The sequence below is a fragment of the Paenibacillus guangzhouensis genome (assembly GCF_009363075.1).
Classification (GTDB): domain Bacteria; phylum Bacillota; class Bacilli; order Paenibacillales; family Paenibacillaceae; genus Paenibacillus_K; species Paenibacillus_K guangzhouensis.
Window position 1 is genome coordinate 3,994,643 of sequence record NZ_CP045293.1, and the last position, 16,970, is coordinate 4,011,612.

Below are 16,970 nucleotides of genomic sequence, written 5' to 3' on the forward strand. Positions count from 1 at the left end.
AGGATGGAAGGCGACCCTATACCACAGAGGACCATGTCGTACGTACAACTAAATAGGAATGAAATCTGTCGGTTGTGCCTGAAGTCTGTGTAGCAAACGCATCTTTTGGCCTGCCTTCTGGTTTCATTCGGGAAGAGGAGTGAAATCAGATGAAAATCCGGTTGGTACAAGAAGGTGTATTCACCGTCATCGAAGATATTAACCAAACGATCATCCCGCCAGAGAACGGCTTCTACTGGATTGATGCAGATGTTGAAGATCTGATCGTCTTGCAGCCGTTATTCACGCTGCACGATTTGGCTGTGGAGGACTGTCTCAGTGAAGAGGAACAACGTCCTAAGATCGAAATTTATGAAGGACATTATTTTATTGTTATTAACAGCATTCGATTTGATGATGAGGAGATTTTCCTGCGCGCCCTAAGTATGTTCCTGGGCAAACATTACATTATTACTGTAACGAAGCAGAAGATCAATGAGCTCCGCACGGTGAAGCCGATCTTATGGGAGCAGGAGGTCAATCGACCTGATAACTTCCTATATCATCTTGTCGACCTTGTCGTCGACAGCTATTTCTCCGTTGGAGATCGCATCGAAGACCGCATTGAACATCTCGAAGAAGATATCGTGCTGCATACGAAAAAGACCCATTTGAACGAAATTATCGGTCTGCGAAGCGAAATCCTGTGGCTCAAGAAGGTTCTTGGACCGCAGAAAGACGTGATCGCGACCTTAAATAAGAAAGACCTGCGTCTCATCGATGACCAGCTGCAGAAATACTTCAGCGATATCTATGAGAATGCCGTCAAAATATCCGAGACATTCGATACGTTCCGCGACCTGATGGCCAACTTACGAGAAGCTTATCAGTCCAGCGTCGCCAACCGCGCGAATGAGATCATGAGAGTCTTCACGGCGCTGACGACCATCTTCATGCCGATGACGATCATCACTGGGATCTACGGAATGAACTTCACCCATATGCCTGAGCTGAATCTGAAGTACGGCTATTACATTGTACTCGGTGCGATGCTCTGCCTCGGGTTCGGGATGTACTTCCTATTCAAAAAGAAAAACTGGCTCTAAATGTCGTTATTAGATGCAGGACTTGATCTGAATTGCTGCTTACAGCAGTGTAGATCAAGTCCTGTTTTGATATTTAACCAGCTTGTCGTTGCTGATTGTCCAGATCCCGCTGACGACGGTAACGAATACGTACCAAACGAATACGCTCATAGTACATCGCTGCCTGTTCCCCCTGCAGCCCCGTGTCCCCATAGACCTCGAGCAGGATCGGCTTCAAATAGCGATACCCGTCTCGCTCCATCGCTGACCAGATGGCAGCCTGCTCCTCCATTGGCACTTGACGCAATTCTTCCTCAATAAGCCTTTCGGTATCATATCCATCTCGATCCAGCGTCTCGAGCGCGATGAGAATATTCCGGCGCGACATGCTGCAATACTCCTCAAGATCCGTGATCGAACTCCCTTGCTGAATGCCTTCGAGCAATCGTTTCTGTTCTGCCAGGCGGTCCATTTCCTGCTTGTACTTCTGCTCCTTCTGTTTATACTGCCACTGAGCGTATTCATCCCGCGATACCCGCTCCTTCACCCAACCCAGCGGAAATTCTGTCGTCCGCTCGGCATCATGAAGCAAGCTGACAATCTCCTCGCCATATAGATTCACCTTGTTCTCTCCAAATCCAGGCAGCTGGTGCAACTCCTCCATTGTCTGAGGTACGAATACGCTGATGAGACGCAGCATACGGTTCGTCGCGATGAAATACGGCGCCTTCTTGTCAGCTGTTGCGCGAGATCGGCGCCATTGGCTTAACAACGTATATAATGCTTCATTGGGATAGAGGTCGCTGTAGCAAGCCAGCAGTTGTGACCGAACGAGTCGTCCCGACGGCTCAGGATCACTGGCCATGCCGTCAATGATCGGCGAGAAGCCTTCTCCCAATTTGACTGCAACACCATGTCGAAATACGGTTAGAAGCTCTTCCCACGAAGTTCCTGAATACCACACGGACTGCTCCATCTGCCCATGATCGGGCTCATGCCATGTCAACTGCCACACGCCATGCGCCTCACCAATGCTTAACTGCGATGTAACAATCCCCTCGGATTCTTGCTTCTTCTCGAATGTGTTCAGAAATACGATATTCATCATACACCTCCATAAAGTTCATGAACGCACGCAAAAAAGCACCTCTCTTATCGTGAAATAAGAGAGGTGCTTCCTCATCATCCGTTCATGCAATTGAACTTATCATAGCATATTTCCAAATGTTGGACAAGTATAGTCGGACAAAAGTTTTCAAATAACTATAAGTACAGAAAATATGGTTCCTGTTCTTCCCAATTTCCGCTATAATGACCTCATTATCATTAAAGGAGTGACATCCATGTCTCAGCACGAGTTAGATTTTCTATCGGATACGACAGAGGCGACAACGACGCGATTCGTGACATTCATTGGCGCAAGCTATAAACGGTTCGACCTTGCCATCATGACGACGAACCGCTTCTATGGGAAGAAATTGGTGACCGATCTTCAAGGCGGCGTGACAGCGATCATCGGAGAAGAAGATTTAGAGGAAGAAGGCTACCTGGAATTCACCTTTAAGCTTACCGAAGAAGAAGCTGGAGAGCTTCGCGAATTCCTCCATCTCGTTGTAGGACCAACCGTCTTCACGGATTGAGTCATCCGGGTCCGAATTCGAACATAGTAAAGACGGCTACTTTGCATCATCGAGCAAAGTAGCCGTCTTTATTATGTCTCATTGCATATGCGTGCCGAATAGCAGCATATTGCTTAAAGGTCTGCCTGCAGACGTCAGCGTTCTCCCATTTGCATAGAGCCCCGAAGATGCGCCGCCGTCCAGATTCATCGCCTGCTGTGCCCCAAGCTTCTGCATCACTTGCGCCCAGGCTTGAATTGTCGCTCCATTCACTGTCGCAATCATAATGGAGCCATCCTTCATGACAGCTATCCCGCTTCGCGCACCGCCAGCGGTCAAAATCTTAGCCGATGTAAATCCTTCAGCAGCCGGGTTCACCGCAAGCTGTCCGTCCTTCACAAGTCTTGGACCTGCCCCAACCGCGGTAATGACATCGTCCCAAGGAATCGCATTCCCTTTCAGATCCTTATAGTGAACTTCGTATGCTGTCTGTGTACCGACCTTAAATCGTTTGGCTTGCCCCGTCTCACTGCCATTAAAGACAAGCACGTATCCTTTTGCAGGTATGTCTACGTCTTGATTTTTCGTTACTTTCGTAACCACACCTTGATCGACGACAACCATCTCACCATAGTTAAATCCGATGGTTTTGCCTCGTGCCGGCGTATAGAGAATCGCACTCGAGTTCCCCTTTACCGGCGTTCGATTCGCAAAATAGACATAGTAGTTGCCGCTCTTGCCGCTGTCTGGATCATAGACGCTCCCCGTGACGGATACTCTGAGGTGATCCATCCGAACTTGGCCGTTCTTCGTAAATCCGATCGTTGTTCCCGTATTCCCAATGTGAGCGAGTTTCCCATCTTGAATGATCATGCCATAAGGCTCCGGGATACCGCCGTAGGCTTCAAAATAAGTCCCATTAATTCCATAATCCGCTTGATACCTTTTGACAATGTCTTTCATATTCGCGGCCTGGCCGACTTTACCACCTGCCAGTCCAACCTGCACGCCGATCTGTTTCGGCATAGTCACGGTCTGTACCGTATACGTTCGTCCACCTACCGCTACCTTCTTCGTCTCGACTTTCGGTTGGTAAGCGAGCTTTGGCGTACTCTTCGAAGAAGATGCCGTATTGCCCGCCGTGACTCCTTGCCCTGCTGCCGTAGCGATCATCGCTCCGGTTAGACTAAGGACGAGCGTAAGGATAAGCGTACGAATAAACCTTGTGGTCATGATGACTGTTACACCCCGATCAATGAATTTAAGCTCTGCATTTCCAATTCTGCAAATTTGCGTTCAATTTGTGCACGATCTAAGGTGAATTCGCAGTTGTCTATCGAACAGATGAGCGGCACATCACAACGAATGCGCGCTAAATCGCGTGATAAGTGCAGCATGTCGATGTCCGCTTCAATTTTGGTACGTACGGCCTTGGTGAGTTCATGAAGGTTCGCTAATATCCCTTCAACGGATTCATACTGTTGAACGAGCTTGTAAGCTGTCTTCTCCCCAATGCCGCGAACACCAGGATAGTTGTCGCTTGTATCGCCCATCAACCCTTTTACATCGATGACTTGTGCTGGCGTCAGTTGACGTTCTTCCATGAGTGTTACCGGATCGTAAACCATATAATTGCCGTGGCCCTTCTTCATGATGATGACATGGACACGCTCATCAACCAATTGCAGCATGTCATGATCGCCGGTCAGAATATAAATATCCATATCGGATCCATATTGCTTCGCAATCGTACCAATGCAATCATCAGCCTCGTATCCAGCTTCCCCGATGTTCGGAATGCCGAAGCTCTCCATCACTTCGCGAATGAGTCCAAATTGCGGGATGAGATCTTCCGGCGCATCGCCGCGATTCGCTTTATAATCCGAGAATTGTTCCGTACGAAAAGTCTTGCTTCCCATATCCCAGCAGCAAGCAATATGCGTCGGGTCGAACTTCGATACCGCGTCCCAGAAATAACGGATGAATCCATAGATCGCATTCGTTGGAATGCCGGTGCTTGTCTTGCGAATATAACCGCCATATGCTGTCGCATAATAAGCGCGGAATAACAAAGCCATCCCATCAACGAGGAGCAACTTCTGCTTATTCTGTTCCAACTTGAATCTCTCCTAACTGTAATCTAGTAACAATCTCGAAGAGCTTACGAAGTATATTCCTTCGGAAACATTTCAAGTAACTAGGCATCCTATTATTCTATCATAGTACGCTCGTAACTGCCCGGCCTCTTTTTGCCATTATAGAGGCTGTTCAAAAAGTCATCATTTGCCCACATCAGAATGTGTGCTAAAATGCCGACTTCTTGAACATTCATTATCCTATCCAGGGATCAGCCCCAGCTTGTCTCATACTGTTCTTCTTTGTACCCCACCGTTACTTGCTGCCCATCGGTAACTATCGGACGTTTGATCAATCGGCCATTCGAGGCAAGCAGTTTGATCTGTTCATCTGCGCTCAGCTTCGGCAGCTTATCTTTTAATTGCATTTCACGGTAGACTTCTCCCGACGTATTCCAGAATTTCTTCAGCTCTAGGCCGCTATGTTCGATTAATGTCTTCAATTCTGCTTCTGTCGGTGCGACCTCGAAAATATCTTGAAGCTCCAGTTCATGGCCCTTGGCTTGCAGCGACTTGGTCGCGCTGCGGCAAGTACCGCATTTTGCATAATGATAGACTTTTAACTTGGACATCACGTTATTCTCCTTTTAACTCTCTATGTTATTTCGTTCTTCATCGCGTCTTGCAGCTGCTGAAGATCGTCTGGTAGTTCGGCGGTAAATTCCATCCATTGCTTCGTAATTGGATGCGTCAGACCAAGCTTCCAAGCATGCAGCGCATGCCGACCCATTCGATCGTCGAGCGCCAGTGCCTTCGTCAGCGTTCTCTCGTCTATTGGATGAAGGAACTTGTACATTTTATCCCCGATCAATGGACAGCCGATCGATTGCATGTGTACACGGATTTGATGCGTGCGGCCTGTCTCCAGCTTAAGCTGAACCATCGCGCCCGCGGCTTCCGGATACGACTCCAGCGTCTTGTAATGCGTTGTTGATTCATATCCGGTTGGTGTCACAATACGAATATGGGGCGATTCCGGGTCGCGATCAATCGGACCTTCAATCGTCCCATCCTGCGGCTCCGGCATGCCGTGCACGAAAGCCAGATATTGCTTGTCCACTTGCCCTGCGATCATCTGCTCCGATATATGCTGATGAATATATGGGTTCTTCGCAATCGCGAGTACACCTGAAGTCTCTTGATCCAAGCGATGAACAGGCCGGAATCGATAATTCCAGCCCTGCTGCTGCCAGTAATGGACAACGCCATTCGCCAGTGTATTCATATAATGGCCATGGGTGGGATGGACGATGATTCCTGGTTCCTTATGCACGACCAGCAGATGTTCATCCTCATAGAGGATGGTGAAATCGATCGGCTGCGGCAAAATATCATCCGACTGCTCCTGCTCCATCCGAATCTGAACGCAATCCCCCGCCTGTACGCGTACGCTGATATAACGCCGCTCACCGTTCACCGTAATTCCTTGTTCTGTTAACTTCAATCGCGACATTAATTTGCGGGATACCATTAATCGATTCGATAGAATCGTCTTTAACAGCATCCCTTCCTCCGTTGCAGGAACAATGTACGTGATCGGTTCGTAATACTTCGTCTCTGTTGTCATGGCTCGGAACGGAACACCTCGGCACTACGAATATATTCAACATCAGGAACACCGTTCCGAACATTTGCCGTGCGGGCGAGTACGAAGAATAAATCCGATAATCGATTCAAATATTGGCGAACTTCAGTATGAATGTCTGCGACGCTTCCCAGCTTCACAACCAGCCGTTCAGCACGGCGGCATACCGTTCGACACACATGAAGCGAGGCCGATCCGCTGCTTCCCCCTGGGAGGATGAATCGGGTCAGCTTCGGATTCTCTTGTTCATAATGATCAATCCACTGTTCGAGCTGCGTCGTCATCTCGGATTGGACTTTGAAGCTCTTCCCATCTGGATTCGCGAAGGCAAGATCCGATCCACAATCGAATAGCTCATGTTGGATTTGCAGCAGGATCGAACGGATATCCGAGAATCGCTCTCCGTCTAACTGGCTGATCGCTTGACCCACGAAGCAGTTCAACTCGTCTATCGTCCCATACGCCTCGACTTGAATATGATCTTTGGGTACGCGTCCGCCGATCACCGAAGTCGTTCCTTGATCCCCCGAACGAGTATAGATTTTCATCCTAAATCCCTCCCGAATTTCACTTGTTTACTTAATAACTCCACAGCAATCCCTGATGTTAATAGGTACAATTGCTTGCTTCTTGCAGCTAAACGCGCGTTAATTGCCGGCAGCCAGTTATGGAATAGACGAAGGTGCGGTGTCATCTCATCCCAGCCGCTGTTCATCTCGTTCGTAATGACGAGAATGGCGCCTTGGTACGCGAGAATGGACTGAACCAGCTCCTCGACGCGCTGCTCGACATGCGCCTTCATTGCCTTCGTGTCGAGATGCAGCGACGAAGCTGCCTTCACTTCACCATAGAGCCATACCGCAATACTATCGATCACGAGCACGCGATTCCGTGCCGTATAAGGGTTCGATTGCACATTGATCGTATCAATAATTTCTGGAAGTAACGGATCGGTCTCAATAATTTTCCATGCAAAGGAGGAAGAAGCCACTTGTTCCTTGTCTTTATCCGGCCATCGCGAGACAAGCCACATACCCGTATTGCCGAACGTCGTAGCCAGCTGCAGAGCAAAGCTCGTCTTCCCGCTGCCTGCGCCGCCTGTGATCATTACCAACAAGTGAGTTCCTCCTTTCCTTCATTTGCTTCCTCAATCGAAATACAAGCTCCCCTACTCCGCCATCGATTTCAATACTTCCTTCGCAAGTTCCGGATGCGGTGCATTCGACGGAATAATGACGAATAGATTCTCTAGTGCGAACCCAATGGACTTGAACATCTTCATATCATGAATAGGCAAAGCGTAAAGATGCTCTTCCTTCTTCTCCTGCTCTTTTCCCGACGCATCCTTCACGAAGACGGTCCCTTCTACGAAGCCGCGTTTGTATTTCTCTTTGTCGAATATATCTTCAAGCGGCGTCGTTCCCGAGTTTTTCGCGAAATTTTTCATGTCGTCCTCAGGCAGCACGATCAGATCGTTCGTGCCAACGGCTAATTCGGCGATCAATTTCTGTATGCTGTACATCGCGCTTGCATTGACTTCGATCTTCTTCTCGCTACCAAGCTGCTGCTGCAGCTGCGCCTTCACTTGATCTGTCACTTCCGTCGGTATAACCTGCTGTGGACCAGGCATCATTAAGATCGTAAGATCCGCCTTATCTCCGCATCCTGCTAAGAGGCCCATCGTCACTACCATCATAAGAATGATTCCGATTCTTTTCATGTCCATTGCGTCCCTTCTGCTGTGTGCATCTATACCACCCACTATATCATAAACTTGGAAGACAAAAAAAGAAGACCCTGGAAGGTCTTCTCTTCATCGCTTGACTAAGATCCGCTTCCTTGTCCGCCACATGCGGACTGACGGAATTTTAGCAAGATCGCCGTCCCTACTCCGACCTGGCTCTGAACCTTAATGTGACCATCATGCTCAAGAACGAGTTGTCTCGCAATGGCCATGCCGAGTCCAGTCCCTTGGGGTTGATTCTCCGTCGGTGTCCCGCGATAGTAACGTTCGAATAGCCGCTGAGCGGTCGCCTCATCCATCCCGAGCCCCTGATCTTGAATTTGGATTCGGAATATTCCTTCTGGATCGGTCTCTACCATGACTTGAATCGGCGTACCCGGCGGGTTATGCGACTGCGCATTGGCCAGTAGATTCTCCAGAATTCGGCGAAAATATTTCACATCAACCGGATAGTAGATAGGCTGATCGGCGGATACGAATTGAATCGGTTGATGGTTGTGCTGTGGATGCTGCTGCATTTGCTGCACCATTTTGCCGATAAATTCATTCATTTCGATCTCGACGCGCTGCATCGGTACGGCATGATTGTTCAGGCGATACGTAAGATTGAGATCGTCAATCATCTCATCCATATGAATAGACTTCTCCCGAATGATACCCGCGAACTCCTGGATCTCCTCTTGTCGCCATTCATACGCATTCGATTCAAGCACATGCGCGTACCCCATAATTGATGATAACGGCGTCTTGAGATCATGCGAGACCCCCGCAATCCATTCTTCGCGCGTCGTCTCCAACTGCTTGCGGATCTGCTCGTTCTTCTGCAGCGACGCCGTCAGATGGTTCAATGAGTCGATCATTTCGGCGTAGGCCTTGAATCTTCGCTTCATCCGTCCTGAACGATTCATACTCCTCGTATTCCCTCTCCGATCCACGGGCTCTATGAACCGTCCCTCTGCCAGGTGCCGCAACCAATCAATCATATGCAGAATTGGCGTTCCGAATCGATGTCCATACCATAATGCCAGAAGCGCTAGCAGAATGATTATAATAACGAGCAAGATACACAGACTGATCACGAAGATATAGATCATCGCCAGATAGGGATCCTGCGGCACATTGGAATCTTTATGCGATAGCGGAAGATGCAATAACCATGTATAACCTGTCGCTGGATCGTATACGGATTCTAGCTGGGAAGCATATCGTTCAGGATATTGCGTTCGTAAAATAATATCATGGACAGCATATTGGCTGGGTCCGTCTGGCGGTTTGTTATAAGAGGCGACTTCCGTTCCCTTCCCATTAAGGACCTGCACCCAAGCCGATAGTTGCGAGATTTGCGCGGTTAGCTCCTTCGTCATCTGAACCTCGCCATTCTTAAATCGAGCAGATTGCAGCAAGTCCTCCTTCATCTCGGTAATCAGATTCTGAACGCCATAAATCAGCGTATAGAGCTTCCCGTTCCTCTCTTGAATCCATACATATAACCCGTAAGGAAATGGGCGAGCCCCCGTCCAATAGCTCGTTAATTCACCAGAATGATATTCGCTCGGCACATCGTCCGGTGTCTCGAATTCAGCAATGACCTGATCACGATCATTCATCAACTGTAGCCAACCGCCCTGCTCCCGCACCTGATCTAATAGTTCAGGATCAAATGTGATCTTCCCATCTTTCTCAGATAGAGAGTTCATGAGCATGGGCAGGCCTGATTTGGCAAAATCACGTTCCTGCTCCAACTGATTCAACTTATCGAAGGCCACATACATCACCGTGAGAATTATTGCGAGCAGCAGCATGCCTACGAACAATAACTGCCTGATGTATATGAAAATAAACCGCCGGTTCACACTCTTCCGTTTATTCATCATTTCTCCGTACAAGCTTATACCCTAGTCCTCGTACCGTAATCAAATATTTCGGCACCGCCGGGTTCGGCTCGATCCGCTCGCGAATCCGGTGGATATGGACCATCACGGTATTATCATCGTTAATGCTCAGGTCTCCCCATACCCGTTCATACAGCTGCTGCTTGTTGAAAATCCCGTTCGGATGCTGACAGAAAAATAACAGCAGTTGAAAGACCTGCGCCGGGCAATCCACCTGTTCCCCTTGAACCCAAAGTTCGCCGGCATATGCATCTAGTTGAAATCCACCATAATCATAAAAGCTCGTTTTCCGCTCAGGTGCCAGGTCCGTATTCTTGGCATAACGCCTTAGCTGCGCCTTTACACGTGCAATGACTTCCAGCGGATTGAACGGCTTCGTGACATAATCATCTGCGCCAAGCGCAAACCCCGTTAATTTATCCAGATCCGTCGTTCGTGCTGTCAAGAATAGAATTGGCGCATCCGTCGTCTGCCTAATCCAAGGGCAGATATCAAATCCGCTCTGTCCTGGCAGCATCACATCCAGCAGGATCATATCATAAGTCACCCGCTCGCATGCCGCTATCGCCTCTTCCCCCGTCGAGGCTGTATCCACATAGAGGAATCCTTCTTTATTTAATACTGTCTTTAGCAGCTTCAAGATGGATGCTTCATCATCAACTAACAAAATTTTGGCTTGATTCATCTAGCTAGCTCCAATCGTTCTGTACTGCTATCACCTTAACATCTTTTGAATACAGAGAGTAGATTCTGATCCTTAACAGAACCTTAATTTTCACGCACAAGATTAAGGTACTGATAAGCTTGCGTTATTCGTGAGATAAACTCCATCCATTATGATTAAATACGATCAAGAATAAAGGAGCGAATACACGAATGCATATGAACACAAAATCCAGGCTGCTTCAAATCGTCTGCGCCATCGCCATGGTTGGAGCCTTGTCAGCCTGTGCGCGGAACACGACCGACATATCAACGAATACGCCATCCGTAAACCAAACGACTTCTTCTACCGAGGTGAACGCTGTGAATACGAAGACATTTCAACCGGAAGAACTGCCGGATCTCCTACTTCAAGGGAAACTTGAGATGGTACATGGACAATTTGATTCACAATTTCAGCAGAAGGTCTCACTGAAAGACATGGAACAACTCTCCGCTTTTCATGAAGGCGTCAAGTCCTATTCCTTGCAATCAACGATGAAGATTAACGGGTTTAGCAAGTACGTCTGGACCGAACCGTCAGGCGCGAAGGGGATTCAAGCCATATTCAATTCGGATGGACGTATATCCGGACTGCTTCTACTCCCGTTAGAGTCTTTCCCGGAGACGGATGCGAAGAAATCGGTTACGACCTTTGCGCTTCCATTCCACGGAGACTGGTTCACCTTCTGGGGCGGAACGAATGTCCTTGTCAATTACCACTATGAACATCCAAGTCAGCGGTATGCCTATGATTTCGTGCAGCAAAAAAATGGCAGCTCCTATGAAGGCGATGCCACGAAATTATCCAGCTATTATGCTTTCGGTCAACCTATACTCGCTTCGGCTCCCGGCAAAGTAATTGAATTGAAGAATCAGATCCCCGATAATGAACCCGTAGGAACGATGAATGAAAAAGAACCTTCCGGAAACTATGTTGTCATCGACCATGGAAACGGCGAATACAGTATGTACGCCCATTTGAAGAAAGGATCTGTCAAAGTAAAGGTCGGCGATCAGGTGCAGACGGGAGATTTGCTCGGCTTATGCGGCAACTCTGGCAATTCAAGCGAACCCCATCTCCATTTCCAAGTGTCGAACGGCGTAGATTTATTCCAATCCGAGTCCATTCGAGTTCAATTTAGGAAGAGCGAAGACTATATACAAGGAACAACAATAAAGGCGCCGTAATCGGCGCCTTTATTTGTTATGATTTTCGCGGTCGAATTCGCATATACTCGTTAATCTTCACATCTAGCAGACTACTAATTTGAATAACGATATCAGAAGTAAATGATTTCTCTAACAATACGATTTCTTCCATCTTGAGACGTAAAAATTGAATTTCGTCCTCCAGAGTAATCGCAGACGAGTATGAATCTCTCGCTTTGTCGCGCAAATCATATTCTACAGAATACAATACGATCCCTCCCCGGAGTACAAATTCAAAGACGACTTATGCAAAAATTCTATCAAAACATAATAAAAGTGAGACTCATGTTATATTATATCAAAAGTTCCCTATTATTGGTATATTATTTTTCATGAATTTCTCAGTTTCAAGAGAAAGTTACCAATTCTGTCAAAGGCTTCGTTTAATTGGGAAACGGATGTCGCATAAGAGCAGCGTAAGAATCCTTCACCGCCAAGGCCGAACACATCCCCCGGAACAGCGGCAACTTTCGCTTCCATCAGCAATCTTGTCGCAAATTCCTGCGATGAAAGTCCTGTCGATTGAATCGACGGGAACGCATAGAATGCGCCTTGCGGCTCATGACATTCCAGTCCGATCTCACGGAAGCTCTTCACCACAAGTCTTCTCCGTTGGTTATAGGATTCGACCATGCGATCCTTCTCTTCCATCCCGTTCGTCAAGGCTTCCAGGGCAGCCACTTGCCCCATGGTTGGAGCACACATAACCGTATATTGATGGATTTTCAGCATCGCAGCAATAATCTCAGGATGACCGCACGCATATCCCATCCGCCAGCCTGTCATCGCGAACGCCTTAGAGAACCCGCTTACGAGAATCGTACGATCCTTCATCCCAGGCAGTGATGCGAAGCTCACATGCTTCTGGTCATAAGTCAATTCCGCATAGATTTCATCCGAGATCACGATAAGATCGTTCTCTTCTACAATCTTCGCAATCGGCAACCAATCCTCACGCGTCATGATTCCACCCGTTGGATTGCTCGGATAGCACAGGATGAGCACCTTGGAACGTGGTGTAATCGCAGCTCGAAGTGATTCCGCAGTTAACTTGAACTGATCCTTCGCGAACGTCTCAATTCCGACAGGAACGCCGCCACCAATCGCAGTAATCGGCGAATACGTAATATAGCAAGGCTCTGGAATGAGAATCTCATCTCCAGGCGCAATTAATGCACGAAGTGCCAAGTCAATCGCTTCACTTCCGCCGACGGTGACGAGAATTTCATTTCCCGGGTCATATTCAACATGGAATTCATGATTCAAATATTGGCCAATCGCCTCACGCAGCTCCGGAATTCCCGCATTAGAAGTATATTTGGTCTTGCCGCGCTCCAAGGAGTATACGCATGCTTCGCGTACATGCCATGGGGTGCTGAAATCCGGCTCGCCTACCCCTAATGTGATAATATCCTTATTCCCTACTGCCAAGTCAAAAAACTTCCGAATCCCCGATGGCGGAATCGCACGTACAGCAGGAGCTAAATACGATGACATCGATTTATTTTGTTCTTCCTCTTTTATGATCATGGCTACTCTTCCTTTACGTTACGGTGAGATAATGAGACGGTGATCGTCTTCATGCTCTTCGAATATAATTCCATCTTGCTTATATTTTTTGAGAATAAAATGCGTCTTCGTCGATAGCACCGAATCAATCGGTGATAATTTATCCGACACGAAGCTGGCCACTTCCTTCAGGTTCTTTCCTTCTACCTCAACGAGCAAATCATATGCGCCTGACATGAGATAGACTGATTTCACTTGCGGGAACAAATAGATCCGCTCCGCAATCCCTTCAAATCCGCGTCCCCGTTCAGGTGTAATCTGAACTTCGATGAGCGCCGTGACTTTGTCGTCTTCTACTTTGCTCCAGTTCACAACGGTCGCATACTTGACGATTACATGATCTTCTTCAAGCTCCGCAATGGCCGTTTTGACTTCTGCTTCATTCACTCCGAGCAGCGTGGCGAGCAGCTCTGGATCCCGTCGAGCATCTTCTTTTAACAAGTCTAGAATTTGTAATTTTAGCGCGTTCATTTCACAGACCTCCCAAACCATAATAACTATATTACAACGAATACCAACTTCATGCAAAACAAAATAAACCTACAAAGTGGTGTTTTTGCATAGAAGCTATCTAGATACTTTGCGGGGACCCAAAAACAAAAAAACCGCTCCAGCGGGCGTTGCATTCCCTCTCGAAGCGGTACTTGACTCATTACATATAATACGGGTTCTTTCCGCTGCTCGGTGGCTGAGCCCCATGCATATGCGATTGATAATGCATCGGCTGCCCCATGCCGCTCATTTGCTGCTGAACGAACTGATCCGTCTGCTGATGTTTTTGCTGTGCTTGTAGAATTTGTTTATCGATGGATTGCTTTAGTGCAGGAGCCGGCTTCGAATACATCTGATTTTGCTGCATGAAATTGTAGAGCTCCCCCTGCATCCGCATGGAGTGATTCTGAAGTTCCATGAACATTTGGCGCACATTTGGGCAAGAAGCTTCTGTCGTTGCCGTCGTATATTCCGAAACTGTTCTTTTTAAATCCGTTAATACCGTTAGAAGCATATCTTTATCTTGCATAATGCCACCATGATGTTGTCCTTGTCCTTGATACTGCGTGTACACTTGTCATTCCTCCTTCATATGCGTGCGTTACTGAATTTGGCTTGGCGCCATCGACTGATGCTGCTGAAGTGATTGGATCAAAATTTGCATATGGTGGTGATGCTCTTTCGCCATTTGAGTGCACAGTTGCTTAACACCAGGATTCGTCGAATTGTTCGCAGCAACGGCGCATTGCTTGAGCAGCAAATCCTCATTCGTAATTGAATCGGAGATATAATCCAGTTCTTTGCCGGAAATCGGCTGTTGTTGCATCATGTTGTGCATTGCTTATTTCCTCCTTGTTGGGACACAGTACTCATTCTTCTTTAGAATGGACTAAGCCGAGAGGAATTATGTATCGGCTAAAAACTGGAAAATGCTCATGTCCACATCGTTCACATCCTAGCCTGACAATGCAAAAAGCCCCGTTCACGCCAATTGACGCAATAACGAGGCTTAATCATGTGATTCCATTAGAACAAATCCATACTCAAATAACGTTCTCCCGTATCCGGCGCCACCGCAAGCACGCGTTTGCCTGGACCCAGCTTTGCAGCGAGCGCAAGCGCGGCCCATACGGTCGCTCCCGATGAAGGACCAACGAGTATGCCTTCTTGACGAGCAAGCCGTCTCGTTGTCTCAAGCGCATCCTCATCTGCAACTTGAACGATCTCATCATACACAGATGTGTTCAGAATCGATGGGATAAATCCCGGGCTTGTACCGACCAGCTTATGCGGGCCTGGAGATCCGCCGGATAAGACCGGAGATCCCTTCGGTTCAACGACGGCAATGTGCAGTTCAGGCCATTGCTCTCGCAGCGTCTCCCCAGTACCGGTAATGGTGCCGCCCGTTCCAGCGGATGCGACGAATGCATCCAACCGACCTTCCATCTGTTTTATAATCTCGAGCGCTGTCGTGTGACGGTGCGCCCCCGGATTCGAACCATTCTCGAACTGATTCGGAATAAAACTGTTCTCGATCTCGCGAGCAAGCTCCTTCGCTTTGCGCAGTGCGCCAGGCATTCGCTCAGCGGCAGGCGTAAGCACGATTTCCGCACCGTAGGCTCGCAGCAGATTAATGCGCTCTGCCGTCATGTTGTCAGGCATGACGAGAATCGCGCGATACCCTTTGGCCGCTGCTGTCATGGCTAATCCAATACCGGTATTTCCGCTCGTCGGTTCGATAATGGTCGCACCTGGCTGCAGGACACCCACTTGTTCGGCATCGACAATCATTTGATACGCCGCCCGATCCTTTACGCTTCCGCTCGGATTGAACATCTCCAGCTTCACGAATACGTCCGCGTGCTGATCTGTCACCATTCGCATGAGTTGAACAACCGGCGTATCTCCGATCAAATCCGTAATATGCTGCACGACACGTGGCATACGCAGTCCTCTCTCTCCCTTAGCGGCTAAGTCGGTTAATCATCTTCTGGCGATCTTCGCCCGATAAGACATAAGTCACTTGGAAGCATCCTGTGCACACATACATGTTCACGTTGAACGGTGCTTCGACAAATGGCTGCCCTACGGCTTCAGGAATATTCGGCTGGAATGCGTTAGGCGCCGTTGCTTGCTTCCCGGCGAGCACCATATATTCGCGACAGTACATACATTCAGGCACTTCATCTTGCTGATCCAAGACTTGTTCAACGGTCTCTTCATAACGGCCCATCTGCTCGTCATCTTCCGTGACGGCATCAAGCTGCACCTGCAGCGTACGATAACCTTTCAGTTCATTATTGCAATGCGGACATTCTTCCTCTGGGCCGATCTCCTCATCCCATACAATCTCCGTATCACACCAAGGACAAATTACTGGTTCCATAGTCTATTCCCTCACGATTCTTAAGTTCTATATGTTTATCCAATAAATAACACCAATCACAACAAAGATGAGTGCTAGCGCAAACAACGTTCCCCATAAATATTTCATCCGTTTAACGATTCCCCTTCTCTATCCAAGCTTCTAAGACAGTCCTGCACTAATAATAAAAGACAACGAGATCGAGATCATCATCGCAATAAGCCCTACGGCCCGATTATCTTTGCCGATCTCCTCATCAATATGAAACACAGGCGTCAAAAACTCAAATAAGAAATAAGCAATGATTAAGAGTACGAATCCGAAGGAGGCCCAGGCGAGCGATTCATAAATCGTCCTGGCCTCTTGAATACTCGAGCGAAAAATATTGCATATACCAAATATTTTGCCGCCCGTTGCCATGGCGACAGCCACATTCCCACGCCGAATTTCTTCCCAACACCGGTATTTGGTGAACAGCTCAAAACAAGCTAAGAAGACGATCAGCGCAAGAACAGCGACTGAAAAATAAGCTACCATTGAGAAATAAGGATTTAAGAGCAACGTCTCCAGTTGATTCCCCATGCCGATCCT

Annotated in this window: 21 protein-coding genes; 3 read left to right on the forward strand and 18 right to left on the reverse strand. The window is 47.9% G+C overall.

What is annotated here, in order from left to right:
- The first annotated feature begins 149 nt into the window (after positions 1-149).
- Positions 150-1,085, forward strand: coding sequence for a magnesium/cobalt transporter CorA (gene corA, locus GCU39_RS17895; RefSeq protein WP_152394766.1), 936 nt, complete (start codon positions 150-152; stop codon positions 1,083-1,085).
- A gap of 73 nt (positions 1,086-1,158) precedes the next feature.
- Here corA and GCU39_RS17900 read toward each other — a convergent pair whose 3' ends face one another.
- Positions 1,159-2,172, reverse strand: coding sequence for an HRDC domain-containing protein (locus GCU39_RS17900; protein WP_152394767.1), 1,014 nt, complete (start codon positions 2,170-2,172; stop codon positions 1,159-1,161).
- A gap of 235 nt (positions 2,173-2,407) precedes the next feature.
- Here GCU39_RS17900 and GCU39_RS17905 point away from each other — a divergent pair, with 235 nt between their 5' ends.
- A complete protein-coding gene (locus tag GCU39_RS17905; RefSeq protein ID WP_152394768.1) occupies positions 2,408-2,704 on the forward strand; it encodes a DUF3055 domain-containing protein in 297 nt (98 codons plus the stop codon).
- 78 nt (positions 2,705-2,782) lie between these two features.
- Here the strand turns inward: GCU39_RS17905 and GCU39_RS17910 are convergent, their stop codons facing one another.
- From GCU39_RS17910 to GCU39_RS17950, 9 genes are all read right to left on the reverse strand, one after another.
- Positions 2,783-3,916 carry a phosphodiester glycosidase family protein gene (locus GCU39_RS17910; protein WP_152394769.1) on the reverse strand — a complete coding sequence of 378 codons (1,134 nt, stop codon included), beginning with the start codon at positions 3,914-3,916 and terminating at the stop codon, positions 2,783-2,785.
- A gap of 8 nt (positions 3,917-3,924) precedes the next feature.
- The gene (locus GCU39_RS17915; RefSeq protein WP_265333550.1) at positions 3,925-4,761 is read right to left on the reverse strand and encodes a 5'-3' exonuclease; all 837 of its coding nucleotides are present in this window, start codon (positions 4,759-4,761) and stop codon (positions 3,925-3,927) included.
- A gap of 269 nt (positions 4,762-5,030) precedes the next feature.
- Positions 5,031-5,390 (reverse strand): arsenate reductase family protein, encoded by a 360-nt coding sequence (locus GCU39_RS17920; protein WP_152394771.1) that lies wholly within the window; start codon positions 5,388-5,390, stop codon positions 5,031-5,033.
- 23 nt (positions 5,391-5,413) lie between these two features.
- Entirely contained in the window at positions 5,414-6,385 is a 972-nt protein-coding gene (locus GCU39_RS17925; RefSeq protein WP_152394772.1) for an RluA family pseudouridine synthase, read from the reverse strand.
- A complete protein-coding gene (locus GCU39_RS17930; protein ID WP_152394773.1) occupies positions 6,382-6,951 on the reverse strand; it encodes a cob(I)yrinic acid a,c-diamide adenosyltransferase in 570 nt (189 codons plus the stop codon). Before GCU39_RS17930 ends, GCU39_RS17925 begins: the two co-directional genes overlap by 4 nt.
- Entirely contained in the window at positions 6,948-7,511 is a 564-nt protein-coding gene (locus GCU39_RS17935) for a bifunctional adenosylcobinamide kinase/adenosylcobinamide-phosphate guanylyltransferase (protein ID WP_227793648.1), read from the reverse strand. The genes GCU39_RS17930 and GCU39_RS17935 overlap by 4 nt, the downstream gene beginning before the upstream one ends.
- 60 nt (positions 7,512-7,571) lie before the next feature.
- Positions 7,572-8,123 carry a hypothetical protein gene (locus tag GCU39_RS17940; protein WP_193726534.1) on the reverse strand — a complete coding sequence of 184 codons (552 nt, stop codon included), beginning with the start codon at positions 8,121-8,123 and terminating at the stop codon, positions 7,572-7,574.
- Between the two features lie 104 nt (positions 8,124-8,227).
- Positions 8,228-10,021 (reverse strand): sensor histidine kinase, encoded by a 1,794-nt coding sequence (locus tag GCU39_RS17945; RefSeq protein ID WP_152394776.1) that lies wholly within the window; start codon positions 10,019-10,021, stop codon positions 8,228-8,230.
- On the reverse strand, positions 10,011-10,724 hold the full coding sequence (locus GCU39_RS17950; RefSeq protein ID WP_152394777.1) for a response regulator transcription factor: 714 nt from the start codon (positions 10,722-10,724) through the stop codon (positions 10,011-10,013). Before GCU39_RS17950 ends, GCU39_RS17945 begins: the two co-directional genes overlap by 11 nt.
- A gap of 191 nt (positions 10,725-10,915) precedes the next feature.
- On the opposite strand from GCU39_RS17950, the gene GCU39_RS17955 reads away from it, so the two are divergent.
- Positions 10,916-11,932, forward strand: a complete 1,017-nt coding sequence (locus tag GCU39_RS17955; protein ID WP_152394778.1) for a M23 family metallopeptidase — start codon at positions 10,916-10,918, stop codon at positions 11,930-11,932.
- Positions 11,933-11,948: 16 nt separating this feature from the next.
- Here the strand turns inward: GCU39_RS17955 and GCU39_RS17960 are convergent, their stop codons facing one another.
- The 8 genes from GCU39_RS17960 to GCU39_RS17995 form a co-directional block, all read right to left on the reverse strand.
- A complete protein-coding gene (locus GCU39_RS17960) occupies positions 11,949-12,161 on the reverse strand; it encodes an aspartyl-phosphate phosphatase Spo0E family protein (RefSeq protein ID WP_227793252.1) in 213 nt (70 codons plus the stop codon).
- Positions 12,162-12,283: 122 nt separating this feature from the next.
- The gene (locus GCU39_RS17965; protein ID WP_193726535.1) at positions 12,284-13,483 is read right to left on the reverse strand and encodes an aminotransferase class I/II-fold pyridoxal phosphate-dependent enzyme; all 1,200 of its coding nucleotides are present in this window, start codon (positions 13,481-13,483) and stop codon (positions 12,284-12,286) included.
- A gap of 18 nt (positions 13,484-13,501) precedes the next feature.
- On the reverse strand, positions 13,502-13,993 hold the full coding sequence (locus tag GCU39_RS17970; protein ID WP_227793253.1) for an Lrp/AsnC family transcriptional regulator: 492 nt from the start codon (positions 13,991-13,993) through the stop codon (positions 13,502-13,504).
- A 181-nt stretch (positions 13,994-14,174) separates the two neighbouring features.
- Entirely contained in the window at positions 14,175-14,588 is a 414-nt protein-coding gene (locus GCU39_RS17975) for a spore coat protein (protein ID WP_227793254.1), read from the reverse strand.
- 27 nt (positions 14,589-14,615) lie between these two features.
- Positions 14,616-14,852 carry a hypothetical protein gene (locus GCU39_RS17980; RefSeq protein ID WP_227793255.1) on the reverse strand — a complete coding sequence of 79 codons (237 nt, stop codon included), beginning with the start codon at positions 14,850-14,852 and terminating at the stop codon, positions 14,616-14,618.
- 188 nt (positions 14,853-15,040) lie between these two features.
- Complete coding sequence (cysK, locus tag GCU39_RS17985; RefSeq protein ID WP_152394780.1) at positions 15,041-15,958, reverse strand: cysteine synthase A; 918 nt, start codon at positions 15,956-15,958, stop codon at positions 15,041-15,043.
- Between the two features lie 19 nt (positions 15,959-15,977).
- Entirely contained in the window at positions 15,978-16,400 is a 423-nt protein-coding gene (locus GCU39_RS17990) for a hypothetical protein (RefSeq protein ID WP_152394781.1), read from the reverse strand.
- 141 nt (positions 16,401-16,541) lie between these two features.
- A complete protein-coding gene (locus tag GCU39_RS17995; RefSeq protein WP_152394782.1) occupies positions 16,542-16,961 on the reverse strand; it encodes a DUF350 domain-containing protein in 420 nt (139 codons plus the stop codon).
- Positions 16,962-16,970: the final 9 nt, after the last annotated feature.